The 24708-nt window shown below is 60.9% G+C and carries 19 protein-coding genes; 11 read left to right on the top strand and 8 right to left on the bottom strand.

Annotated elements, in window-relative coordinates:
* Nucleotides 1-137: 137 nt before the first annotated feature.
* On the top strand, nucleotides 138-2279 hold the full coding sequence (locus CEC48_RS31455; protein WP_176438639.1) for a hypothetical protein: 2142 nt from the start codon (nucleotides 138-140) through the stop codon (nucleotides 2277-2279).
* On the opposite strand, the gene CEC48_RS00750 is transcribed toward CEC48_RS31455, so the two are convergent.
* Nucleotides 2239-3786, bottom strand: coding sequence for a PLP-dependent aminotransferase family protein (locus CEC48_RS00750; RefSeq protein ID WP_088422005.1), 1548 nt, complete (start codon nucleotides 3784-3786; stop codon nucleotides 2239-2241). The genes CEC48_RS31455 and CEC48_RS00750 overlap by 41 nt on opposite strands.
* Nucleotides 3787-3891: 105 nt before the next feature.
* Between CEC48_RS00750 and CEC48_RS00745 the strand changes: the two genes are divergently transcribed.
* The 3 genes from CEC48_RS00745 to CEC48_RS00735 are packed head-to-tail and all read left to right on the top strand — an operon-like array spanning nucleotide 3892 to nucleotide 5667.
* Nucleotides 3892-4533: an FMN-binding negative transcriptional regulator gene (locus tag CEC48_RS00745; RefSeq protein ID WP_088422004.1), complete on the top strand. Its 642-nt coding sequence runs from the start codon at nucleotides 3892-3894 to the stop codon at nucleotides 4531-4533.
* Nucleotides 4530-4976, top strand: a complete 447-nt coding sequence (locus tag CEC48_RS00740; protein WP_088422003.1) for a GNAT family N-acetyltransferase — start codon at nucleotides 4530-4532, stop codon at nucleotides 4974-4976. The genes CEC48_RS00745 and CEC48_RS00740 overlap by 4 nt, the downstream gene beginning before the upstream one ends.
* A gap of 10 nt (nucleotides 4977-4986) precedes the next feature.
* Nucleotides 4987-5667: a GNAT family N-acetyltransferase gene (locus tag CEC48_RS00735; RefSeq protein ID WP_088422002.1), complete on the top strand. Its 681-nt coding sequence runs from the start codon at nucleotides 4987-4989 to the stop codon at nucleotides 5665-5667.
* A 3-nt stretch (nucleotides 5668-5670) separates the two neighbouring features.
* On the opposite strand, the gene CEC48_RS00730 is transcribed toward CEC48_RS00735, so the two are convergent.
* Nucleotides 5671-6570, bottom strand: a complete 900-nt coding sequence (locus CEC48_RS00730) for a homocysteine S-methyltransferase family protein (RefSeq protein ID WP_088422001.1) — start codon at nucleotides 6568-6570, stop codon at nucleotides 5671-5673.
* Nucleotides 6571-6680: 110 nt separating this feature from the next.
* On the opposite strand from CEC48_RS00730, the gene CEC48_RS00725 reads away from it, so the two are divergent.
* The 3 genes from CEC48_RS00725 (at nucleotide 6681) to CEC48_RS00715 (ending at nucleotide 9759) form a co-directional block, all read left to right on the top strand.
* A complete protein-coding gene (locus CEC48_RS00725; protein ID WP_088422000.1) occupies nucleotides 6681-7502 on the top strand; it encodes an ABC transporter substrate-binding protein in 822 nt (273 codons plus the stop codon).
* Nucleotides 7499-8329, top strand: a complete 831-nt coding sequence (locus CEC48_RS00720) for an amino acid ABC transporter permease (protein WP_088421999.1) — start codon at nucleotides 7499-7501, stop codon at nucleotides 8327-8329. The genes CEC48_RS00725 and CEC48_RS00720 overlap by 4 nt, the downstream gene beginning before the upstream one ends.
* A gap of 122 nt (nucleotides 8330-8451) precedes the next feature.
* Nucleotides 8452-9759 (top strand): autotransporter domain-containing protein, encoded by a 1308-nt coding sequence (locus CEC48_RS00715; protein WP_088421998.1) that lies wholly within the window; start codon nucleotides 8452-8454, stop codon nucleotides 9757-9759.
* Nucleotides 9760-9826: 67 nt separating this feature from the next.
* Here the strand turns inward: CEC48_RS00715 and oadA are convergent, their stop codons facing one another.
* Nucleotides 9827-11635, bottom strand: a complete 1809-nt coding sequence (oadA, locus tag CEC48_RS00710) for a sodium-extruding oxaloacetate decarboxylase subunit alpha (RefSeq protein ID WP_088421997.1) — start codon at nucleotides 11633-11635, stop codon at nucleotides 9827-9829.
* Nucleotides 11636-11646: 11 nt separating this feature from the next.
* Nucleotides 11647-13062: an acetyl-CoA carboxylase biotin carboxylase subunit gene (locus CEC48_RS00705; protein ID WP_088421996.1), complete on the bottom strand. Its 1416-nt coding sequence runs from the start codon at nucleotides 13060-13062 to the stop codon at nucleotides 11647-11649.
* Nucleotides 13063-13256: 194 nt separating this feature from the next.
* On the opposite strand from CEC48_RS00705, the gene CEC48_RS00700 reads away from it, so the two are divergent.
* A complete protein-coding gene (locus tag CEC48_RS00700) occupies nucleotides 13257-14231 on the top strand; it encodes a LysR family transcriptional regulator (RefSeq protein ID WP_088421995.1) in 975 nt (324 codons plus the stop codon).
* On the opposite strand, the gene CEC48_RS31705 is transcribed toward CEC48_RS00700, so the two are convergent.
* The 3 genes from CEC48_RS31705 to CEC48_RS00685 all read right to left on the bottom strand — a co-directional run bounded on the left by CEC48_RS31705 (nucleotide 14161) and on the right by CEC48_RS00685 (nucleotide 18482).
* Nucleotides 14161-14358 carry a PA3496 family putative envelope integrity protein gene (locus tag CEC48_RS31705; protein ID WP_076013218.1) on the bottom strand — a complete coding sequence of 66 codons (198 nt, stop codon included), beginning with the start codon at nucleotides 14356-14358 and terminating at the stop codon, nucleotides 14161-14163. The genes CEC48_RS00700 and CEC48_RS31705 overlap by 71 nt on opposite strands.
* Before the next feature lie 221 nt (nucleotides 14359-14579).
* Nucleotides 14580-15446 (bottom strand): transcriptional regulator HexR, encoded by an 867-nt coding sequence (gene hexR, locus CEC48_RS00690; protein ID WP_088421994.1) that lies wholly within the window; start codon nucleotides 15444-15446, stop codon nucleotides 14580-14582.
* Between the two features lie 162 nt (nucleotides 15447-15608).
* Nucleotides 15609-18482: a GGDEF domain-containing phosphodiesterase gene (locus CEC48_RS00685; protein ID WP_088421993.1), complete on the bottom strand. Its 2874-nt coding sequence runs from the start codon at nucleotides 18480-18482 to the stop codon at nucleotides 15609-15611.
* Nucleotides 18483-18761: 279 nt separating this feature from the next.
* Between CEC48_RS00685 and uvrD the strand changes: the two genes are divergently transcribed.
* From uvrD to CEC48_RS00670, 3 genes are all read left to right on the top strand, one after another.
* Nucleotides 18762-20945 (top strand): DNA helicase II, encoded by a 2184-nt coding sequence (gene uvrD / locus CEC48_RS00680; RefSeq protein ID WP_088421992.1) that lies wholly within the window; start codon nucleotides 18762-18764, stop codon nucleotides 20943-20945.
* A 261-nt stretch (nucleotides 20946-21206) separates the two neighbouring features.
* The gene (locus tag CEC48_RS00675) at nucleotides 21207-22079 is read left to right on the top strand and encodes a Tim44 domain-containing protein (RefSeq protein WP_088421991.1); all 873 of its coding nucleotides are present in this window, start codon (nucleotides 21207-21209) and stop codon (nucleotides 22077-22079) included.
* Between the two features lie 136 nt (nucleotides 22080-22215).
* Nucleotides 22216-22623, top strand: a complete 408-nt coding sequence (locus CEC48_RS00670; protein ID WP_088421990.1) for an SMI1/KNR4 family protein — start codon at nucleotides 22216-22218, stop codon at nucleotides 22621-22623.
* Nucleotides 22624-22733: 110 nt separating this feature from the next.
* Here the strand turns inward: CEC48_RS00670 and CEC48_RS00665 are convergent, their stop codons facing one another.
* Nucleotides 22734-24491, bottom strand: coding sequence for a cation:proton antiporter (locus tag CEC48_RS00665; protein ID WP_088421989.1), 1758 nt, complete (start codon nucleotides 24489-24491; stop codon nucleotides 22734-22736).
* Between the last annotated feature and the right edge of the window lie 217 nt (nucleotides 24492-24708).

Below are 24708 nucleotides of genomic sequence, written 5' to 3'. Positions count from 1 at the left end.
AAAAACCCAAGGTAACCGAGCTGGAGACGCTCACCCCGCCCAAGCCACTGGGCAAGCTACCGACCACTCAGCTACCCGACATCAAGACGTCCGAGTTGCCCTCCGGGCATGAGGACTCACTGCACACCCTGGGCGCCTTGACCCGCAAGCCGCTGAACCTGAAAAGAACCCTGGAGAGCTTCAACGTAGCAAAGCCCCAAGCACTGGGCGCGCAACAAACCCTGCCCGGCTCGCATCAGCATCTCTACCCGCTGAACGATCACTGGTATGCCCCGGTGGGCGAGCGCTGGTTCCAGGTCCAGGTGGATGAAAATGACGCAGTGATGATCGTGGATGCCACACGACCCGATCGCCTCGGCCCATTGCTGATCAACAACCGCGCCGGGCAATGGTTTATCGATACGCGCTTGCGCCTGCGCGGTGCGGGTTTCCGAAGTCGGATGAAGAAAGGCCAGCGGCTCAAGCCCGCCACCATCGCTGACCTGCGTGAGCAACTGAAGATTTTCGACAGTCAGGAGCGCAGCCACCGGGTCGCTCTGGAGGCCGCCCGTAAAGCCAGCAGGGCCGCACCGCCGGCCAGCAAAGACGCGGCGCTGGCAACGTTTATCAGTGCCTTGGATAAGCGCCGGGAAGAGTTCGAAACGCCGATTGCCCAACTCAAGTCGCTAAGCATCCTTGATGTGGTGCCGGACTATTCCAAGCGCATGCTCACGTATCTGAAACACCAGATATCCATTGCTCAAGCAGGCATCGACGAACTGTTGACCGATTTCCAGCGCGGGGTGAATGCCATGGGAAAAAATGCGGCAAACGATGCGAATTCAGTCTTCAGCCATCGAAGCATTACCGATACGACCTTGAAGCTGATCACCCAGATCGAGTACGTCCATTTACGCTTCAAACATCTCAGGGAACTGGGCGCCGAGGGTGCAGAGCTTGAAACAGAGTCCCGCGAAAACCTGCCAGAGCTTGAACTCGATGACTTGAAAAGCTTTCGCATCGCCCTGCCTCGCTACCTGTGCCTTAAGAAAGGTGGCGGGGTGGCAATGGCCGAGGCGCGCACCAGCATCTACGAAATTATCAATGTTACCGAACTCGCTATCAGGAGCACCCGCGAGCTTGAAGGAACACAGGCTGGGACCACGCTCGACGCACAAATTGAAGCACTGGATAACCTCGCCGACCAATTCACCGTCATCAATCAGAATCTCCTGGACCTGCCAGACGAATACCCCGGTTTGGTACTGAGGGAGCCCGTCGAGGAAGTGCGCCAGCAGATCGAGGAGTTTTCACAACGGGCCGTGAAGCAACTGAACAGCGCCCTGCGGGAAAAACGCGCTCAGGACGCCAAGGACGAAGGCTCGGCTTCCGCCAGTGCGCCCAAGAAAAAAACGATCATCAAAACACGCTTCAAAGGTGTGGTGGTCGGTGAGCCCCGCGCGGACGACCCCGCCCTGGTGGACATCAGGGCGCCCGTCACCCATAACGTCATCGCGACCTTCCACGAAAAAACCCCGGGCGTCTGGGTGCAACGCCAACCCGCGACGCCAGCCGTCAGCCACCCGCCCACCGTGAGCCTCGCCAACAGCCTTAGAAACGGCAATACGCTGCTCGACGATGTCGAGGGCTTCATCGACCGCACCACACTGCTGGCTGACGACCTTAAACGGTTGCCGGTGGAGATCGAGGAGAAATTCGAGCGCCGGGCGCAAGCCATGGAGCAGGCCAGCAAAACCATCGAGCAGGCCGCGAATGCCACCAACGAGACCGACAATACCGCCTCTGTCGCGGCGACTAAACGACTCGACGATGCGGTCAAAAAACTCTACCGCGAAGGGCGGCGCATCAGGCTCGACATGCTCAAGAAACGCCTGCCAACGGCCGGCCATGTGGAGCTACTCGCCAACGAAGGCGAACTGACCATCCAGGCCGTGGGTGTTCGTCGCAGGCTTAAGGGCCCCAGGAAAGACTTCATGCAGGAATACGAAGTACGGGAACAGAAAACCGGCCGGGTGTTGTGGTACGCGCACTTTCACTACAAGGCAATGACCGCGCCTGCCGAGACCTACACCACCGCGCATTTGAAAACACTGGAGCAACGCCGCCTGGGCGGAGCGTTCGAAGACCGTGAAGGAATCTCCGAGCAGGCTAGACGAGAAATCTACCGGGCCAAAATCGGCTCGCACCTGGCCCGATCGCTATTTTTGAGCACGGCCTCCGGCCAGCCGCCGGAGACGGCTACTCCCACGCCTGGCCCAAGCGCATCAGCGCCTGGCTGATTTGCGCCTCGGGCACCGCAGCAAAACCCAGCACCAGGCCGGCACGTTGGTCCGGCGGGGTGCTGGAACCTGGCAACCAATAGCTGCTCAGCCCATTGATTTCGACGCCAACCGCTGCGGCTTTTTCGATCAGTTGCTGCTCCCGCGCCAGCCCCTCTACCGGCACCGCCAGGTGTAATCCCGCCGCGACCGCCGGCAGGCGGCCAACACCCGCCACTGCCTCCGGCCATTCGGCCAACAACGTATTCAGGCGGCTCAACGCCGCCCGACGCATGCGCCGTACATGGCGCTGGAAATGCCCGGCGGCCATGAACTCGGCCATCACCGCTTGAGTGCTGACCTCGGAATGGCGCACATCCACCGCCCGGCGCCGGGCAAAAGCCTGTACCAGGCCCGGTGGCAACACCAGATACCCCAAGCGCAACGCCGGAAACGCGACTTTGCCGAACGTACCGACATAAAGCACCCGCCCGCTGCGGTCCAGCGCCGCTAACGGGGCCAGGGGCGCGCCGCTGTAGCGGTACTCGCCGTCATAGTCGTCCTCGACGATCCAGCCGCCTGTGCGCTCGGCCCACGCCAGCAACTCCAGGCGCCGGGCCAGGCTCATGACCACGCCCGTCGGGTACTGATGCGAGGGCGTGACATAGGTCAGGCGGCAGCCACTGACGGCGTTGAGCTCGGTGCAGTCGATACCCTCACTGTCCACCGCGATGCCGTGGAGTGTTGCCCCAGCAATTGCGAACGCATGGCCTGCCGCCCGGTAGCCGGGGTTTTCAACCGCCACCCCGTCTCCCGGCTCCACCAGCAGCTGTGCACAAAGGCTAATCGCCTGCTGCGCGCCACTGGTGATCACTATTTGCTCAGCGGTGCACTGCATGCCCCGGGAGCTGCGCAGATAGGCGGCGATCAAACCGCGCAGGCGCTCGTCCCCCGCCGGGTCGCCATAGCACAGTTGCTGCAGGTCCGGCTTGCGCCAGAAAGCCGCATTCAGCTTGGCCCAGACCTCGAAAGGGAACAGATCAAACGCCGGTACACCCACCCGAAAAGCCCGTGGCGGGCCGCTCGGCGGCAGCGCCAAATGATGGTTTTCCACCCGTCCCAAGGCCGGGCTGTGGATAACTCGACTGGATGAAACCACAGGTAAATCCAGCCAATTTGTGGATAACCCTGGGGATAAGCCTGTTGATAACCCTGTGGACACTTTTGTGGATAGTTTTTTCGCGCTGCCTGGCCCCTGAGGCAGTTGTGCCACATAGGTGCCGTCGCCCACCCGGCCTTCGATAAAGCCTTCTGCATACAGCTGGTCGTAGGCCCGCACCACACTGTTGCGGGAAATCGACAACGCCGCCGCCAGGTCACGGCTGGCCGGCAGTCGGGTACCGCTGACCAAACGCCCGTCCAGCACCCGCTGGCGCAACGCCTGGTAAAGCTGGCGCGTCAGGCCGTGGCGGCGATCCAGTTCTATACCGGCCGGGTTGAACGACAGCGGCGGCTCTATCGGGGGCATCGCAGGCACTCCGGCAAAATTGGACCCATAAAATGGATCACAGATGGCTCTTACAACGAACCAATAGCCTGCCTAGGATGCAGGCATTCGCCAAGGAAAATCTTCATGTACACACCCCGCGCCTTTGCCCTCGATGACTTGCCCGAAATCCAGCAATTGATCCAGCACACGCGCCTGGCGCAGTTGGTGACCTTTGGTGAGCAAGGCCTGCAGGCCAGCCACCTGCCGCTGCTGCTCAACCCCGATGAAGGCCCCAACGGCACGCTCTATGGCCACATGGCCAAGGCCAACCGCCAGTGGCAAGACCTGCAAAACGGCAGCGAAGCACTGGTGATTTTTGCCGGTGCCGAGGCCTACATCAGCCCGGCGTTTTACCCAGCCAAGGCCGAGCACGGCAAAGTGGTGCCGACTTGGAATTACCTGGCGGTGCACGCCTACGGCAACGCCGAAGTGTTCACCGACGCCGAGCGCCTGCTCCGGTTGGTCAGCGCCCTCACTGACCGCCATGAAGGCACTCGCGCCCAGCCGTGGAAAGTCAGCGACGCCCCGGCCGACTACATTGACGGCATGCTCAAGGCCATCGTCGGTTTCGCCCTGCCGATCCAGCGCCTGGAAGGCAAACGCAAGCTCAGCCAGAACCGCAGCGCGGCCGACATCGCCGGGGTGCGTGACGGGCTGGCGGCAAGCGAAGACGTACGCGACCAAACACTCGCCCGATTCATCCCAAAGGAAGGAGCCCCTTCATGAGCCCGATCGAAATCCGCCCGGTCACCGCCGCCGACCACGCCGCCTGGCTGCCCTTGTGGCAGGCCTACCTGCGCTTCTACAACACCGAACTGCCGGACGCCGTCAGCCAAAGCACCTGGCAACGCCTGATCGACGCCCATGAGCCGACCCATTCGGCCCTGGCCTGGCAGGACGGCAACGCCGTGGGCATGGTCAACTTCATCTACCACCGCTCCAACTGGAGCATCGAGAACTCCTGCTACCTGCAAGACTTACTGGTGGACCCGGCCCAGCGTGGCACCGGCGTCGGCCGCAAACTGATCGAATTCGTCTACACCACCGCCAAGGCGGACGGCTGCTGCAAGGTCCACTGGCTGACCCACGAGACCAACGCCACTGCCATTCAGCTGTATGAACGCATCGCCGAACGCCCCGGCTTTATCCAGTTTCGCAAAGGTCTTTAAGGAGAACTGCATGTCGACATCATTGGCCGATTGGAAAGGTGTTCCGGCGCCCACCGTCACCGTTATCGAAGGACGCTTCATCCGCCTCGAAAAACTCGACCCGGCCCGCCACGGCGACGGCTTGTGGCAAGCCCTGCAAGGCCCCGGTGCCGACCCGAAGTTGTGGGACTATTTGCCTTACGGCCCCTTCCTTGAACGCGCCGCCTTCGATACCTGGCTGAACAACCACGCGCTCAACAGCGACCCGTACTTCTTCAGCGTGATCGACCGCGCCAGCGGCGACGTGCAGGGCATTCTCAGCCTGATGTCGATCGTGCCGGCCCAGGGCCGCATCGAAATCGGCCACGTGACCTTCGGCGCACCGATGCAACGCTCGCCGAAAAGCACTGAGGCGGTGTACCTGCTGGCCAAGTATTCGTTCGAACAGGGCTACCGTCGCCTGGAATGGAAGTGCAACAACGACAATGCTCGCTCCAAATACGCGGCAGAGCGGTTGGGCTTCAGTTTTGAAGGGGTGTTTCGCCAGCACATGGTGGTGAAGGGGCAGAACCGCGATACCGCGTGGTATTCGATCCTCGATGGGGAATGGCCGGCGATTGGGGCGGGGTTTGAGCGGTGGTTTTCGGATGAGAACCAGACGGCTTCAGGGCAGTTTAAAAGCCTGGCGGAGTGCCGCCGCCAGGCTCTGTAAGCCTTAAACCAGCTTCTGGGCCAGCACTGCGATGTGCTCCGGCCCGATCCCGCAGCAACCGCCCAAATGGCTGGCACCCCGTGCCTGCCAATCGGCCGCCCAGTGCAGGTAACCGGGCGGGTCGAGATCGTCGCGCAAAGGGTCCAGGCCGTCGTTGGCCGTAGCCTCCTTGGGTTGCGGCGGGAAGGCGTTGGCGTAGGCACCGATATGAATCGCCACCCCCAGGCGCTCGAAGGTTTGTCGCGCGGCGTCAATCGCCGCACCGATCACTTCGGGCTGGCTGCAATTGAACAACAACACCTTTACCCCCAACTCGGCGGCCGCCACGGCTGCATCGGCGACCGGCTCGCCGGAACGCAGGCGTGGCACTTCGTCGGTGTCTTCATCCTTCAGGGTAAACGACAGCCAGAACGGCTTGCCATCCTGAGGCAGACCGGCGCGGATGGCCCGCGCCTCAACGATCGAACTCTGGGTTTCCGCCAACCAGACGTCGACATGGGGCGCCAGGCCTTGCACCAGCGGCGTCAGTAACTCCGTCACGCGCTGTGCCTCAAACAGGTCCGGACGATAGGAGCCAAACAACGGCGGGATTGAACCCGCCACCCGTACCGCCTTGCCTGAGGCTTCAACCGCCCGTCGCGCCAACTCACCGGCCAGCGCCGCCAGGGCCTGGCCTTCAGCGGCAAACCGCGCTTCGCCGATATGGAACGGCACCACCGCGTAGCTGTTGCTGGTGATCACGTTCGCCCCGGCCAGAATATACGCCGTGTGCACCGCCTCCACCGCTTGCGGAGCTTCGCTCAAGGCCAGTGCCGACCACTCCGGCTGCCTGAACGGCGCCCCACGGCGTTGCAGTTCGCGGCCCATGCCACCGTCGAGGATTACTGTGCTTGCTGCGCCCATATGCTTTTTACTCATAAGCTTATGAAAATAACTCACTATGAGAGTCGTTCTTATAACTATTTAATACGCCCCATCCGGTTAATAACAACCTTTTTATTCAGGTGTCGACTTTGAAATATCAACCGCTGCTAGCTCTGGGCCTTACGATTCTGGCCGCCTCCACCCAAGCGTTCGGCGGTGCGACCCTGGACCGCGTTGAGCAAAAGAAAGAACTGGTGGGCGTGTTGATGGAAAGTTACCCGCCGTTCTCGTTTCTCAACGACCAGAACCAACTCGATGGCTTCGACGTGGACGTAGCCAAGGCCGTGGCGAGCAAACTGGGGGTCAAGCTGCGCCTGGAAACGCCGTCCTGGGACGTGATCGCCGCCGGCCACTGGAGCGGGCGCTACGACATTTGCATTTGCTCCATGACCCCAAGCAAGGCCCGCGCCGAAGTATTCGACTTCCCGGTGCAGTACTACGCCTCGCCGGCCGTGATCGTGGTCAATGCCAAGGATGATCGTATCCACAGCGCCAAGGACCTGAGCGACAAGAAAGTCGGGCTCACCAGCGCCTCCAGCTATGAAAGCTACCTGAACAAAAACCTGGTGATCGAGGGCGCCGAAGACACTCAGTTGCAGTATCCCTTCGAGAACGTGCAGATCGCTCCGTACGACACCGATAACGTGGCCTTCCAGGATTTGGGCCTGGGCGCAGGAGTTCGCCTCGACGCGATCCTCACCAACCTGGTGACTGCCCAACCGCGGCTGACTCAGGACAAGCGCTTCAAGCTTGCCGGTGAGCCCCTGTACTCCGAACCGAACGCGGTGGCCATCGAAAAAGGCGACGCCCAGTGGGACAGCAAAGTGCGTGAAGTCTTCGCCCAGCTCAAACAGGACGGCACCCTGAGCAAGCTGTCGCAAAAATGGATCGGCGCTGATATCAGCCAATGACAGCGTTCCCGACACCTCCCAAACCAACGGTGGCCACGTCGCGGGTGCAACGGCTGTTTGGGTTCAGGACCCGGCTTTACCTGACCTGGGCAGCCCTATGTGCCTTGTTCGCCAGTTTCTTCCTGAGCTTTGACCTGAAGTTCTCAATCATCCTCGACAAGCTGCCCAATCTGGTAGGCCTGCACCTGGCGCCCAACGGCTTCCTGCAAGGTGCAGCGCTGACCTTGTTCCTGTGCCTGTGCTCGATTGTGGCTTCGTCACTGCTGGGCTTTGTCACGGCACTGGGGCGCCTGTCGAAAAGCGCCGTGGCCTTCGGCATCGCCAGCTTCTACGCCTCGTTCTTTCGTGGCACGCCGCTGCTGATACAGATCCTGCTGATTTACCTTGGCCTGCCGCAACTGGGCGTGGTGCCGGGCGCTATCGCTGCGGGGATCATCGCCCTGTCCCTGAACTATGGCGCCTACCTGAGCGAAATCTTTCGCGCCGGCATCCTCGGCGTCCCCCACGGCCAACGGGAAGCAGCCCTGGCCCTTGGCATGCGCGACAGCGTGATCTTCTGGAACGTCACCCTGCCCCAGGCCATGCGCACCATTATTCCGCCCACCACCAACCAGTTCATCTCGATGCTCAAGGACTCATCCCTGATCTCGGTCATGGGCGTCTGGGAAGTGATGTTCCTGGCGCAATCCTATGGCCGCTCAAGCTATCGCTATATCGAGATGCTGACCACGGCAGCGATTATCTACTGGGCCATGTCCATCGGGCTGGAACTGATCCAGGCGCGCATGGAGCGGCATTACGGCAAGGGGTATGTGCGGCGCGGTTGATGAGTTTTTAATCGCCCCTGACTAGAGACATCTCCCGCACACGCGGGGTCGTGGGCCTGACATTTATCCGCCCTTTACCTCGCTAAATTCCCCAACCTCATACATCAAGAGGTTGGGTTTACATGCCACTCATACAGAAACAACTCGCACTCGCCATCACCCTGGCGCTGGGGGTCACCGGTACTCAATTCGCCCATGCGCGGGGGGATATCGACCCAGACAGCGAGTGGATCCAGCTGCCTGTCGATGGCAAACCAACTCACCATCACCCCGTACTGCCCGAACCCGAGAGCGACTTCCACTTCGCCGACCATGCAACCACCCGCAACGGCCAACGTGTCGCTCATGTGCTGGACCACGCCGTGGACACTCTGCTGGCGTCAGGCGAACTCGACGAGTGGGAAGAATACGAACTGGAAAACATTGGCAAGGAGTTAGCGAATCTCAAGCCAGGGCGCCTGGGTGCAGTGCTTGAGCAACTGGCGGGCAGCCAGAATGCCAACCTTGCCACCGCCACTCAAAACAGCATGAAACAGCTGAACGCCAAGCTGCTTTCAGCCATGCGCCAGTTGAACGATGACGCAAGCCCTGGCCGCGTCTGGGTCCAATCCCTGGGCAACACCGGCAAGCTCGACAGCCAGAACGGCAGCGCCGGTTTGCAGCAACGTACCCAAGGCCTGATGCTGGGCAGCGACTGGTCGGTAGGCGACGCCTGGCGCGTGGGTGTAATCGGCGCCAAGTCCGCCAGCGACCTGAGCGCCAAACGCTTCAAGGGCGAGCTGGACAGCTGGCACCTCGGCGGTTACGCCGTGCGTCAGGACGGGCCACTGGCACTGCGCCTGGGGGCCATCTACAGCAGCCATGCCGGTCAAACCAAACGCAGCATAGACTTTGATTTTGTCGAATACCGCGAGCAGGCCAAAGGCAAATACAACGCCCAGAGCCAGAACGCCTTTGCCGAGCTGGGCTATGTGTTGGACAAGGGCAGCTTCAGCGTCGAGCCCTTTAGCGGTGTCGGCTACCAGCGCTATCACCGCGACCGCTACAAGGAAAAAGGCGGCATTAGCGCCCTGAACGTCGGCGCCCAAACCCAGGAAAACCTCAGCAGCACTTTCGGTTTACGCCTGGCCAGCGCGTTTACGCTGGACAACCAGATGGCCCTCAAGCCGCACCTGAGCACAAGCTGGAAGCATCTCTATGGTGACGTGAGCAGTACCGTGCGCCAGTCCTCTGCCTGGGTGAAAAAGTCAGGCTTCAACAGTGACTTCTCTATCGAAGGCACCTCCCTGGACCGTGACAGCGTGGCCTTGCACACCGGGCTCGACCTGGCGCTGTCGGCGCAACACACCGTGGGCCTGGCCTATACCGCCGAGGTCGGCAGCAACAGTCGCAACCAGGGCGTGACCGGCCAATGGACCCTGGCTTTCTGATTATTGGGCGAAAAAAAGGGGGCACATGCCCCCCCGAGGTTTAAGCGGTAGTGTCGAAGGCTGTTACTCAGCCTTCGATTTCAATCAGGATTTCGCCCGGGTTGACCCGGTCGCCCTTGGCCACGTGAACGGCGGTGACCTTGCCGGCGATGGCCGCCTGTACTTCGGTCTCCATCTTCATCGCTTCAGTGATCAGCACGGCCTGGCCGGCTTTCACCACGTCACCTTCCTTGACCAGCACGTCGACGATATTGCCCGGCATCGCCGTGCTGACATGGCCAGGCTCAGTGGCGTGCTTGCGCTTGCTGCCGCCGCTGCTGACGAACTCGTTGAGCGGTTCGAACACCACTTCTTCGGGCATGCCGTCGATGGACAGGTAGAAGTGGCGCTTGCCTTCGGCCTTGACGCCAACCCCGGTAATATCCACGCGGTAGCTTTCGCCGTGCACGTCGATCACGAACTCGGTCGGCACACCTTCGCCACCGGCACGCGCTACGCCACCGGCTTCAGGAATCGGCAACAGCACTTCTGGGCTCAAGGTGCCGGCGTCACGTTCTTCGAGGAACTTGCGGCCGATGTCCGGGAACATCGCGTAGGTCAGCACGTCTTCTTCAGACTTGGCCAACGCACCGATTTCGCCACGCAGCTTGGTCATTTCCGGCTTGAGCAAGTCGGCCGGGCGTACGTCGATCACCTCTTCGTTGCCGATCGCCTGGCGGCGCAGTTTTTCGTTCACCACGCCCGGCGCCTTGCCGTAGCCGCCTTGCAGGTAAAGCTTCACTTCGTTGGTGATGGTCTTGTAGCGCTCACCGGCCAGCACGTTGAAGAACGCCTGGGTGCCGACGATCTGCGACGTCGGAGTGACCAGCGGCGGGAAGCCGAGGTCTTCACGAACGCGCGGGATTTCGGCCAGCACTTCGTTCATACGGTTCAGCGCGCCCTGCTCTTTCAGCTGGTTGGCCAGGTTGGAAATCATCCCGCCCGGTACCTGGTTGACTTGCACACGGGTGTCGACGGCGGTGAATTCGCTTTCGAACTGGTGGTACTTCTTGCGCACGGCGTAGAAGTACAGGCCGATTTCCTGCAGCAGCTCAAGGCTCAGGCCGGTGTCGAATTCGCTGCCTTTAAGGGCGGCGACCATCGACTCGGTGCCCGGGTGACTGGTGCCCCAGGCAAAGCTGGAGATGGCGGTGTCGATGTGGTCGGCACCGTTTTCGATGGCCTTGAGTTGGCACATTGCAGCCAGGCCGGCCGTGTCGTGGGAGTGGATGAAAATCGGCAGGCTTTGCTCGGCCTTCAGCGCCTTGACCAGTTCGCCGGTGGCGTACGGGGTCAGCAGGCCGGCCATGTCCTTGATCGCGATCGAGTCGCAACCCATGGATTCCAACTGCTTGGCCTGGGCCACGAACGCCTCGACGGTGTGCACCGGGCTGGTGGTATAGGCGATGGTGCCCTGGGCATGTTTGCCGGCAGCTTTCACCGCTTCGATGGCCACCCGCAGGTTACGCACGTCGTTCATCGCGTCGAAGATGCGGAACACGTCGATACCGTTTACGGCAGCTTTAGCGACGAAGGCTTTGACCACGTCGTCGCTGTAGTGACGGTAGCCCAGCAGGTTCTGGCCACGCAGCAGCATTTGCAGGCGCGTGTTGGGCAACGCCGCGCGCAGTTTGCGCAGGCGCTCCCACGGGTCTTCTTTCAGGAAACGTACGCAGGCGTCAAAGGTCGCGCCGCCCCAGACTTCCAGCGACCAGTAGCCGACTTTGTCGAGCTTGTCGCAGATCGGCAGCATGTCGTCGGTGCGCATGCGGGTCGCCAGCAACGATTGGTGGGCGTCGCGCAGGATGGTGTCGGTTACGAAGATCTTTTTAGTCATTGGAATATTCCTCACAGGCCTGCGTAGGCGGCGATGGCGGCGGCGATAGCCAGGGCCAGCTCTTCGGGTTTGCGCTTGATCGAGTAGTTGGTCAGCTCAGGGTGGCTTTCCACAAAACTGGTGTTGAACTGGCCGCTGCGGAATTCCGGGTTACGCAGGATTTCCTGGTAGTAGGCGGCGGTGGTCTTCACGCCTTGCAGGCGCATGTCGTCCAGGGCGCGCAGGCCGCGGTCCATGGCTTCTTCCCAGGTCAACGCCCACACCACCAGCTTCAGGCACATCGAGTCGTAGAACGGCGGGATGGTGTAGCCGGTGTAGATCGCCGTGTCGGTACGCACGCCGGGGCCGCCGGGTGCGTAGTAACGGGTGATCTTGCCGAAGCTTGGGAGAAAGTTGTTCTTCGGGTCTTCGGCGTTGATCCGGAACTGCAACGCGAAACCCCGGTGCTGGATGTCTTCCTGCTTGACCGACAGCGGCAGGCCCGACGCGATGCGGATCTGCTCACGCACAATGTCGATGCCGGTGATTTCTTCGGTGATGGTGTGTTCCACCTGCACCCGGGTGTTCATCTCCATGAAGTACACCTCGCCCTCGGCGAGCAGGAACTCCACAGTGCCGGCGTTCTCGTAGCCCACGGCCTTGGCTGCGCGCACCGACAGGTCGCCGATGTACGCGCGCTGTTCAGGGGTCAGCTGGGGGCTTGGGGCGATTTCGATCAGCTTCTGGTTACGGCGCTGGATCGAGCAATCGCGCTCGAACAAATGCACCACGTTGCCGAAGCTGTCACCGAGAATCTGCGCCTCGATGTGCTTGGGATTGACGATGCATTTTTCCAGGAACACTTCCGCCGAACCAAACGCCTTGGTGGCTTCGGAAATCACGCGAGGGAAGGCTTGTTCGAGTTCTTCACGGCTGTTGCAGCGACGAATGCCGCGCCCGCCACCACCGGAGGTGGCCTTGAGCATGACCGGGTAACCAATGCGGTCGCCTTCGGTCAGGGCTTCGGCGATGTCGGCAACGTTGCCTTCAGTGCCAGGGGTGACCGGCACGCCGGCCTTGATCATGCTGCGGCGGGCTTCGGTCTTGTCGCCCATACGGCGAATCACTTCTGCCGACGGGCCGATGAATTTGATCCCGCGTTCGGCGCAAATGTCTGCCAGCTCGGCGTTTTCCGAGAGGAAGCCGTAGCCGGGGTGCAGCGCGTCGCAACCGGTTTCCACCGCCAGGTTCACCAGCTTGCGCGGGTTCAGGTAACCGGCCAACGGCTCGGCACCGATGCTGTGGGCTTCATCTGCGCGCTTTACATGCAGGGCATGGCGATCAGCATCGGAATAGACCGCGACCGAACGAATGCCCATCTCGGCGCAAGCACGCACGATACGTACGGCAATCTCACCACGGTTGGCGATCAGGATCTTTTTTATCACTTGGAAATTCCCTTGAGCCGATTGCTACCTACTTCGACCCTGGAGGCGGGTCGGCGCGTGACCAAATGTTTCAAGCCAGTCGCGAGACACACACTATGCCCCTGCAGGGATTAACAAAAATCAATAATAATTGGGTTGTGTATAAGTAAAGACTTATAGTCATCGCATCAGGGGTCGGCGGAAGTATTTGAGTAATGCGTAAGTCATTGATGCGTATGACATTGCGTCAGTTGCAGATTTTCAATGAAGTCTGTGATTTGCGCTCCTACAGCCGTGCAGCCGAGGAAATGTCCCTCACGCAACCGGCCGTCAGCCTACAAATCAAACAGCTGGAAGAGCTGCTGGGCCAGCCGCTGTTCGATTATGTGGGCAAAAAGCTCTATATGACTGAGGCCGCCGAAGCGTTGCAACGGGCCAGCCGAGACATTTTCGGGCGCCTGGAAAACCTCGACATGCAGCTCTCAGACATGCAGGGCTCATTGCAAGGCCAACTGAAGCTGGCGGTGGAATCCAGCGCCAAGTACTTCGTGCCGCACCTGTTCGCCGCCTTCAAGCGCCAGCACCCTGAGGTCAACCTGCACCTGACAGTGGTCAACCGCGCTCAGGTGATTCGCCGGCTTTCGGACAACCGTGATGACTTGGTGATCATGTCCATGGTGCCCCAGGACATGGGCCTGGAATTCCTGCCATTCCTCAACAACCCGATCGTCGCCGTGGCGCCCCACGATCACCCGCTGAGCCATCAAGGGCCATTGCGTTTGCAGGACCTGGAGCCGTACACGCTGCTGTTGCGCGAGCCGGGTTCCGGGACGCGGATGGCGTGTGAGGAATACTTCAAGGAAAAGCGCGTGCACTTCACCCAGACGGTGGAAGTGGCCTCGGCCGAGGCACAGCGTGAATGCGTGTGCGCAGGGTTGGGCGTGGCGCTGTTGACGCGCCACGCGGTCAACCTGGAACTGGCCACCGGCGGGCTCAAGGAGCTGCCGGTGGAAGAACTGCCGCTGTACCGCAGTTGGTGCCTGGTGCAGGCCAAGGCCAAGCGCCTGTCACCGGTGGCCCATGCATTCCTGGGCTTTATCCGCAGCGAGCGGCTACAGATCAGCGCGCTGGCTGAGCGCTTCGCTGGGCAGCCGCGGGTGCCTGCCAGTGGAGTTCCGGGTAGTCGCTGATGCTCTGTTGCAACTGACGCTGATCGCAGCGGTCTTCAATTGCACGACGAAACGCCATGCGGCGCTGGTCTTCCTGTTGGCGACGAGTCTTGACGGTGCTGTTGCTTTCTTCGTATTGCCGAGCCATTTCGAGTCTCCCAATGCGAGTACGGGGAGTACAGAATGGGCTTGGGCGATGACGATTTGGCGGCGCGGGGATGACAGGACGATGAATCTTCCGGGGCATAACCCAATCAAAATGTGGGAGCGGGCTTACTCGCGAATGCGCAGTGTCAGTCACTGAATAGCTTGGCTGGCCCACCGCTTTCGCGAGCAAGCCCGCTCCCACATTGGTCTGCGTACAAACTATCAGTCGTCGAGGGCTTTTACGGATTTGGGCGACAACCGAAGGCTGCGCAAGCTGCGCTTCACGCTCTTGAGGTGGTTGACCAGGCTCGGGCCGCGCGCCATGGCCACGCCCATTGCCAGCACGTCGATCACCACCAGGTGGGCGATACGCGAGGTCAGCGGGGTGTAGATTTCGGTGTCTTCGTGCACGTCGATCGCCAGGTTGACGGTCGACAGCTCTGCCAACGGCGTCTGGCTCGGGCACAGGGTAATCAGGGTCGCGCCGCTTTCACGCACCAGGTTGGCGGTGATCAGCAGATCCTTGGAGCGGCCAGACTGGGAAATGCAGATCGCCACGTCGGTAGGCTTCAATGTCACCGCCGACATCGCCTGCATGTGCGGGTCGCTGTAGGCCGCGGCCGTGAGCAGCAAACGGAAGAATTTGTGCTGGGCATCCGCCGCCACTGCACCGGACGCGCCGAAGCCGTAGAACTCCACACGCTGGGCCTGGGACATGGCGGTCACGGCTTTTTGCAGTTCCACCGGGTCGAGCTTTTCCCGCACTTCCATCAGGGTGTGCAGGGTGGTGTCGAAGATTTTCAGGCTGTAGTCGGCGACGGAATCGTCTTCGTGAATCGCGAACTGGCCAAAGCTCGCACCGGCCGCCAGGCTCTGGGCCAGCCTCAGCTTCAAGTCCTGGAACCCGGAGCAACCGATGGCGCGGCAGAAGCGCACGATGGTCGGCTCGCTGATGCCCACGCTGTGGGCCAGGTCGGCCATGGAACTGTGCATCACAGCCGCAGGGTCAAGCAGCACGTGATCGGCAACCTTGAGTTCCGATTTGCGTAACAGGTGGCGCGACTGGGCGATATGTTGCAACAGGTTCAAAGGGATGGACTCTTGTTATTGGCAGACGCCAGGGATGTAGCAAGCTTGTAGTTATACTACAAGAATTACCGATTTGCCCGTTCGATGCATCACTTAATCACGCTGCTGCCCGCTGAATCAGCGGGCAGGCCCGATGTAGCCCCGCGTGCGGCTTGGGCTCAACTAGGGAAAATCGGCATTTTTTCGTAACAAATCTGCCAGGCCGTCCGCTTCCATCGGCCGACTGATCAGATAGCCCTGCACCTCATCACATTGCTCGGCCCGCAGGAAATCCAGCTGCTGCTGATCTTCCACGCCCTCGGCCACCACCTTGAGCGACAGCCCATGCGCCATGGCGATGATTGCGCGGGTGATCGAAGCATCCTCGCGACCCTGGCCGAGACCCCGGATGAAGGTCTGGTCAATCTTCACGTAGTCCACGGGGATGCGCTTGAGATAGCTGAGGGACGAGTAGCCGGTGCCGAAATCATCAATCGCCAGCTTCACACCCAGGTCGCGCAGTTGCTGAAAGGTCGAGATGATGTGCTCAACACTGTCGAGCAGCTGGCTTTCGGTCAGCTCCAGCTCCAGGTACTGCGGATCAAGCCCGGTTTCTTCCAGCACCTGGCGCACCAGGCTGACCAGTTTGCCCTGGCGCAACTGGTGCACCGACAGGTTGACCGACACGCGGATCGGCGCCAGCCCCTGGCGCTGCCACTCGCAGGCCTGCCAGCAGGCCTGGCGCAACACAAACTCGCCCAGCGGCACGATCAAACCGGTTTCTTCGGCCAGCCCGATAAAGTCGCCAGGCGGAACCATGCCCCACTGCGGATGCTCCCAACGAATCAACGCCTCGACGGCATTCAGCTTGCCGCTGGCCAGGCACAGCTTGGGTTGATAGAACACCGTGAGTTGGCGCTCATCAATCGCCTTGCGCAGCTGGTTCTCCAACTGCAAACGCTCCAGGGTGCTGGCTTGCAGGCTGTCGGTGTAGAACTGGAAATTATCGCCGCCCAAATGCTTCGCGTGCTGCATGGCCATGTTCGACTGGCTGACCAGCGCGGATATTTCCCGCGCATTGTCGGGCAGCAGGCTGACGCCCATTGAGGCACTGACCACCAGCTCGTGCCCTTCCACCGTCACCGGCACCCGCAACTTGGCCAGCAACCGCGTGGCCACCCGGGCCAGGCTCGACAGGTTGCCGTAGGCGTCGAACAGCACGGCAAATTCATCGCCAGAGAGGCGCGCAATGGTGTCGGCTTCGGGCAAGGCATTGATCAAGCGGCGGGCCATTTTCTGCAATAACTGGTCGGCCACTTCATGGCCGAGGCTGTCGTTGAGCAGCTTGAAACGGTCCAGGTTGATGTGCAGCAAAGCCAGGCTGCGACCGCCCTGGCGCACCCGCTGATGGGCTTCGCGCAGCCGCTCGCGGAACAGTGAACGGTTGGCCAAGCCGGTCAATTCATCGTAGTGAGTGAGGTAGCGCATGCGCTCCTCGGATTCGCGCCGTGCAGACAAATCGGCGAAGAAGCCCACGATATGGCTGACATTTCCCCGAATATCACGCACCACATTCAGCTGCAGCCATTGTGGGTAGAGTTCGCCGTTCTTGCGGGTTTCCACCAGCTCGCCCTGCCAGGTGCCGTGGCTGAGCAGCGCCTGGCGGATCACCGGGAAATGGCGCCGCGCGTCACGGCTGCTGGGCAGTTCGACGACGTTGCGGCCAATCATGTCGTCAATGTCGAAGCCGGTGACGCGGCTGAACGCCTGGTTGACCGCTACCAGCACGTAGTCCGGGTCCAGGATAACAATGCCTTCGCTGGCGGCCTCAAACACCGTCGAGGCCAGCCGTTGCTGTTCTTCCAGGGCCTTGCCGGCGCTGATGTCGCGGCGGGTACCGAGCATCCGCGTAACGCGCCCGCTGGGCGAGCGCTCCACGGCGCGGCCACGGTCCTGAATCCATACCCAATGGCCATCGCCATGGCGCACCCGGTATTCCACCAGGTAATCCTCGCTGCGGCCCTTAAGGTGCTCCACCAGCGCACGCTTGAGCAGGGGCAAATCGTCCGGGTGCAGCCGCGGCTTGAGGTGGCTGAGCATCGCCGTGACGTATTCCGGCTCCAGGCCGAACAGCTCCTTGAGCTGGGTGTGGTGGACTTCGTCGGTTTGCAGGTTCCAGTCCCACAGGCCCAGTTCGCTGGCCTGCAACGCCATGGCCAGGCGCGCTTCGCTTTTGCTCAGGGCCAGGCTGGCGACATCCAGCTCCTGACTGCGCTGATCGACGCGGTGTTGCAGCCCAATCTGCGCCTCGCGCAATTCCTGTTCAACTTGGCGCCGCTGCTCCACTTCACGCACCAGTTCCTGGTTAAGCTGCTCGCTGCGCTGCTGCGCTTGCTGCAAATGCTCGATCAATGCCTGATTCTGGAAGCGTCGCAGCAGCCCGCGTTGAATCAGACGATTGACCTGCCATGCCACCAGGCTCAGGGACGCCAGCAAAATAAGGCCCAGGCAACCCCAGCCTTGTTGTTGCGGGTCGCCGCTCCAGAACAAATAGACAATCGCAGGCACCAGGCAGGGCACGGCAAACGAAAGGAACGCCGGCAAGCTGACGGCGTAAGCAACGCTGGCGGACAAGGTCGCCGCACCCAGCAGGCCGAACACCCAAGCCTGCTGCGCAAAACTGTCCACCGGTACCAGAGCAATGGCCGCGCTGGCCAATGTCAGGCCACTGACCGCTGAACCGAGCATGAACATGCGACCCCAGATCGGCTGCGCCTGGCGGCTCGGCATTGCCGAATCGAACGCCGCCACCTGAATCACCCGCAGGGCCACCAGTGCCAGCAGCCACACCAGCCAAATGCTGTCCAGCAGGTAGCGCTGCGGGCTCCAGAGCAACCAGGCGCAGACCAGGCCGTTAACCAGCATTAATAAGGTAGGCAGCAGGGAGCCTTGGTAAAGCAGGCGCGTGCGCTCGACCGCCATCTCCATGGCGTAGTGTTTGCGGATAACCTGCGCCGGCGCCACAGAGGGGCCAGCCAGGTCAATGCTAAGGGTCATAGGCAGTGTTCTTATAATGGTGAGCCCGAAACGTGCACGGAGCATACACAAGCAAACGTCCGGGCCAAACAGCTCCACGTCATTAAAATATCGCAATAATTAGCCGCAAACCTTGGAGCCAGACGGCTTGAGTGAGACAGGGCGCGGGCTGTGGCCAATGACCGACCGGTCATCACTGGGAACATATTGTTCGGCTACCGAGCATTGTCTGTCGGGTTTTACGCCGACCATCCGGCATTGGGATTTGCCCGACTCCCCCGGGCACCCTAGAATGCGCCGATGCGCGATGATCTCTCCCTTTTGCTGAACTCCCTCAACGATGCCCAACGCCAGGCCGTAGCAGCCCCCGTTGGCCGTCAGTTGGTCCTGGCCGGTGCTGGCTCCGGTAAAACCCGAGTGCTGGTGCACCGTATCGCCTGGTTGATCCAGGTCGAGAACGCCTCACCTCATTCAATCCTGTCGGTGACCTTCACCAACAAGGCCGCTGCCGAGATGCGTCATCGCATCGAGCAGTTGATGGGCATCAGCCCGGCCGGCATGTGGGTGGGCACCTTCCACGGCCTGGCGCACCGCCTGTTGCGGGCCCATTGGCAGGAAGCGGGCCTGGCCCAGACCTTCCAGATTCTGGACAGCGACGACCAGCAACGCCTGGTCAAGCGGGTGATCCGCGAGCTGGGCCTGGATGAACAACGCTGGCCGGTCCGTCAGGCCCAGTGGTTTATCAATGGCCAGAAAGATGAAGGCCTGCGCCCGCAACATATCCAGGCCAGCGGCGACCTGTTCCTGGCCACCATGCGCAGCATTTATGAAGCCTATGAAGTGGCCTGCCAGCGCGCCGGCGTCATCGACTTCTCCGAACTGCTGCTGCGCGCCCTCGACCTGTGGCGCGACAACCCGGGCTTGCTGGCGCACTACCAGAAACGCTTCCGCCACATCCTGGTGGACGAGTTCCAGGACACCAACGCCGTGCAGTACGCCTGGTTGCGCCTGCTGGCCAAGGGCGGCGACAGCTTGATGGTGGTGGGCGACGACGACCAGTCGATCTACGGCTGGCGCGGCGCGAAAATCGAGAACATCTACCAATACAGCGACGACTTCCCGGACGCCGAAACCATTCGCCTGGAGCAGAACTACCGCTCCACCGCCGGGATCCTCAAGGCCGCCAACGCCTTGATCGCCAACAACACCGGGCGCCTGGGCAAAGAGCTGTGGACCGACGGCGGTGAAGGCGAAGCGATCAACCTGTACGCGGCCTTCAACGAGCACGATGAAGCGCGCTACGTGGTGGAAACCATCGAAAGCGCCTTGAAAACCGGCCTGGCCCGCAGCGATATCGCCATTCTTTACCGCTCCAACGCCCAATCGCGGGTGCTGGAAGAAGCCTTGCTGCGCGAACGCATTCCGTACCGCATCTATGGCGGCCAGCGCTTCTTCGAACGTGCCGAAATCAAGAACGCCATGGCCTACCTGCGCTTGCTGGAAGGCCGCGGTAATGATGCGGCGCTGGAACGGGTGATCAATATCCCGGCACGCGGCATCGGTGAGAAGACCGTCGAGGCGATCCGCGACCACGCACGTCACAGCGATGTGTCGATGTGGGAAGCAATGCGCCTGCTGATCGCCAACAAAGGCCTGACCGGCCGTGCGGCCGGTGCCTTGGGCGTGTTTGTCGAACTGATCGAGAACCTCGCCGCCAAGTGCATGGAAATGCCCCTGCACCTGATGACCCAGACCGTGATCGAGCAGTCCGGTTTGATCGCGTACCACGAAGCGGAAAAAGGCGAGAAAGGCCAGGCCCGGGTAGAAAACCTTGAGGAGCTGGTCAGCGCCGCGCGCGCGTTCGAAAATAACGAAGAAGACGAAGACCTGACGCCCCTGGCGGCCTTCCTCGGCCACGCGTCACTGGAAGCCGGCGACACCCAGGCTGACGAGCATGAAGACAGCGTCCAGCTAATGACCTTGCACAGCGCCAAGGGCCTGGAATTCCCGTACGTGTTCCTGGTGGGCATGGAAGAAGGTTTGTTCCCCCACAAGATGAGCCTGGAAGAACCCGGCCGCCTCGAAGAGGAACGCCGCCTGGCCTATGTGGGCATCACCCGGGCCATGCAGAACCTGGTGATGACCTACGCCGAAACCCGACGCCTGTACGGCAGCGAGACCTACAATAAGGTGTCGCGCTTCGTACGTGAGGTGCCGAAAGGCCTGATTCAGGAAGTGCGCCTGTCCAACAGCGTCAGCCGCCCGTTCGGCGGCGGCCAGCAGCAGAACTCCAGCAGTATGTTTGCCGGTTCGGAAATCCCCGAGACGCCATTCAGCCTTGGCCAGCAGGTCAAGCATGCGATCTTCGGCGAGGGCGTGATCCTCAACTTCGAAGGCGCCGGTGCCCAGGCCCGGGTGCAGGTGAACTTCGCCGAAGGCAGCAAGTGGCTGATGATGGGTTACGCCAAGCTTGAAGCAATCTGAAACAACTGCGGAACTGATCGTTCCCGCGCTCTGCGTGGGAATGCCGCCTGGGGCGCTCCGCGTCCCGCCATACACACATCGCCACATGAAGAATGGCACTCGCCCTTGTATTTGGCAGCGGTGGGGCCAATATCTGTAATAAGTCCTACAGACGATTCGGTATTGGCCTTACGCAAAAGCCCGAAACACTATGCCGCTAGCCACTGACATCACACCTGTGCAACATGGCGCGCGTGCAATCCACAAATGGGAATTCCCTTTATGAAACGTTTTCTTAGCATCGCCATGGCGTTGTGCATCGGCCTGACGATGAGCCTCGACGCCAACGCCAAGCGCTTCGGTGGCGGCAAATCCATGGGTTCGGCGCCAAGCCACCAGACCAGCCAAATGGCCCCATCCGGCGGCGGCATGGGCGGCGCAGCTGCGACCGCTGGTGCTGCCGGTGCCGCAGGCGCTGCTGCCAAGGCTGGCGGTGCTTCGCGCTGGTTGGGCCCTCTGGCCGGTATCGCGGCCGGTGGCCTGCTCGCTTCCATGTTCATGGGCGGCGGCTTCCAGGGTATGCAGATCTTCGACATCCTGATCATGGCGGTCATCGCCTTCCTGATCTTCCGCTTTATCGCCGCCCGTCGTCGCAAGCAACAGGAGCACATGGCTCCAGCCGGCGCGCCGATGCAGCGTGAAGTGTTCGAGCAAAAGCCAGCACTGAACTCGATGTTTGGTGGTTCGGCTGCACCTGCCGCCGCTCGTCCGGTGATCAACGCGCCAGCCTGGTTCAACGAAGAGCGTTTCGTCGAAGCGGCCCGCAGCCACTTCCAGTCCCTGCAGCAACACTGGGACGCCAACGAAATGGACAAGATCGCCGAGTTCGTGACCCCGCAATTGCTGGAGTTCCTCAAGCGCGAACGTGCGGACCTGGGCGACGGCTTCCAGTCGACCTACATCGAAGACCTGAAAGTGCAGCTTGAAGGTGTGGATGACCGCGCCGACAAGACCATCGCCACCCTGACCTTCAGCGGCGTGTCGAAAACCTCGCGTTTCGACCAGGGCGAAGTGTTCAGCGAAAGCTGGAACATGGAACGTCCACAGGGCGACAACCAGCCTTGGCTGGTCGCCGGTATCCGCCAGAACGGCTGATCCCTGCACGCCTTGAGTGCGCTGTAACAAAAACCCCGGACTTGTCCGGGGTTTTCTATTTCACGGTTGCACTTATAGCGAGCTACTGTATAAAACGCCCCTATAAACCGCGCCATCTAGCAAGAGGATCCCGGCCGTGGAAGAAGTTATCGAACAATTGCGTGAAGCCAACGAACCGGTGCCGGTTCCTCTGGAGCTGCCTGACGAAGACCAACTGGTGGAGATTGAAGAAGAACTCTTCATCAATATTCCATTCGTCTTCAAAGAGTTTCTGCTGACCGTCAGCGATGTGGTCTACGGCAGCCTCGAGCCAGTGACAGTGACCGACCCGGGTTCCCACACCTACCTGCCGGATGTGGCCTCGACCGCCTGGGACTTGGGCGTACCGCGCGAATTGATCCCGATCTGCCAGGACGGCGACGACTACTACTGCGTCGAAGAAGACGGCACCGTGGTGCTGTGGTCCGGCGAAGAAGAACTCGTCACCGAAGAAACCTGGGAATCGGTATGGCACTGGGCACGGGACGTCTGGCTGGAAAGCTGAGACCCCTCACCACCTTGTAGGAGCGAGCTTGCTCGCAAAAAACGTCAACGATAACGCTGCCCTCCTGAGAGAACGCGGCGCTCTCAGGTTTTTCGCGAGCAAGCTCGCTCCTACAACGTATCCTTATGGTTATCCAGCGTCTCCAGCAAGGCGACCTGCATCCGCGTATGCACGCGGATGAACCAGCGCCAGAGCACGGCGGCCACCGCAGCCGTCACCACAGCGATCAGCACCAGCAACTTGTTGGTCGGCAGGATACTGGCTGATAAGGCTGCCAATAGCAGGAAAATCACCAGCAGCGAAAGGATCGGGATTACTTCGGCAATCACCCGGCGCACGCGCTGAGTGTGGCGACCGGCCATTTCCGGTTTGACGCTCATCTCCGCCAACAGCATCGACAGCGCCTTGAGCTTGCGGTACGCCGCAATCAAAAACGGCAGCGACAACAGCAACGCCCCGCCCCAGATCAACGCCTTCTGCCAGCTCGGATCACTGACCCAGCCTTCCAGATAACCGCCAATGCGCGCGGCAAAGAAACTACCCGCAAAGAAAATCGCGATCACCAGCGCCAGATTCACCCCCACCTGCAGAATGATCTTGCGGATCATCGATGCCAGCATCGCACCCTCGCCCTGTGGCTGAATGCTGCGCAGCCACTCGCCATACATCCCGAACACCCGGCTCATACGCTTGGGCATCACTGCGGCTATCTTCAGTGACAGCGGGTCAGCGCCACGAATCAGATAAGGCGTGAGCAGCGTGGTGATCGCTGAAACAGCCACCGCCACCGGATACAGAAAGTCACTGGTGACCTGCAACGTCATCCCCAGCGCGGCGATGATGAATGAAAATTCGCCAATCTGTGACAGGCCCATCCCTACCCGCAGCGAGGTGCGACCATCGTTGCCGGCGATAAACGCTCCAAGGCCGCACGACAACATCTTGCCCAGCACCACCGCCACAGTAATCACTGCAATCGGCCAAGCGTATTGCAGGAGGATTTGCGGGTCGATCATCAAGCCAATCGCGATAAAAAATATTGCACTGAACATGTCGCGAACCGGTTCGATCAGGCGCTCAATCTTCAGCAACTGCCGGGATTCTGCCATTATCGCGCCGATCAGGAACGCCCCCAGCACCATGCTGTACTCCAGCTTGACCACCAGCAGGCAGAAGCCGAAACACAGGCCCAACACGGTGATCAGCAGCATCTCGTTGCTTTCGAACTTGGCCACGTACTCCAGTAGGCGTGGCACCAGCAAAATCCCGATGACCAGCGCGACAATCATGAACAACGAGAGCTTGCCGACGGTGGAGAACACCTCGCCGGAACTGACCGTGCCGCTGACGGCGATGCTCGATAGCAAGGCGATGATGCCGATGCCCAGGATGTCTTCGACGATCAGCACGCCAAAAATCAGCTGGGCAAAGCGCTGGTTTTTCATCTTCAGGTCATTCAGCGCCTTGACGATGATGGTGGTCGAGGAAATCGCCAGGATCGCGCCCAGGAATAGCGAATCCATGGTGTTCCAGTCGAACCAGCGGCCGATTTCGTAGCCGATCCAGATCATCAGGATGATCTCGAGGAACGCCGCGATAAACGCGGTGGCGCCAACCTTGAACAGCTTGCGCAGGCTGAATTCCAGGCCCAGGCAGAACATCAGGAAGATCACCCCCAGCTCGGCCAGGGTCTTGATTGTGTCTTCGTCATGGATCAGGCCAAACGGCGGGGTGTGTGGGCCGATGATGAAGCCGGCGACGATATACCCCAGCACCACCGGCTGCTTGAGCCGATGGAACAGGATTGTCACCACCCCGGCCACCAGCATGATCACGGCCAGGTCCTGGATAAAGCTGATGGCGTGCATGGCGAGGGGCTCCTTGAGGGGTACTGGTGCTTTTCCCATTTCCACGAATGCGCGCCGAAAGGTCGCAATGAACGGAAAGAAAAGTCTGCCTTGATCGTAAGAAATGCCCTTGAGATGGGCTTTTGAAGGGTAACACCGCGACTTGCGACAGAAAGCCGGTGCAATATATGGAAACAGATCGCCCCAGGCGTGACGGCAAGCCGGCCCCCAGCGTCCC

Source organism: Pseudomonas sp. K2I15, assembly GCF_002204795.1.
Classification (GTDB): domain Bacteria; phylum Pseudomonadota; class Gammaproteobacteria; order Pseudomonadales; family Pseudomonadaceae; genus Aquipseudomonas.
This window is presented reverse-complemented; position numbering and strand designations above follow the sequence as displayed.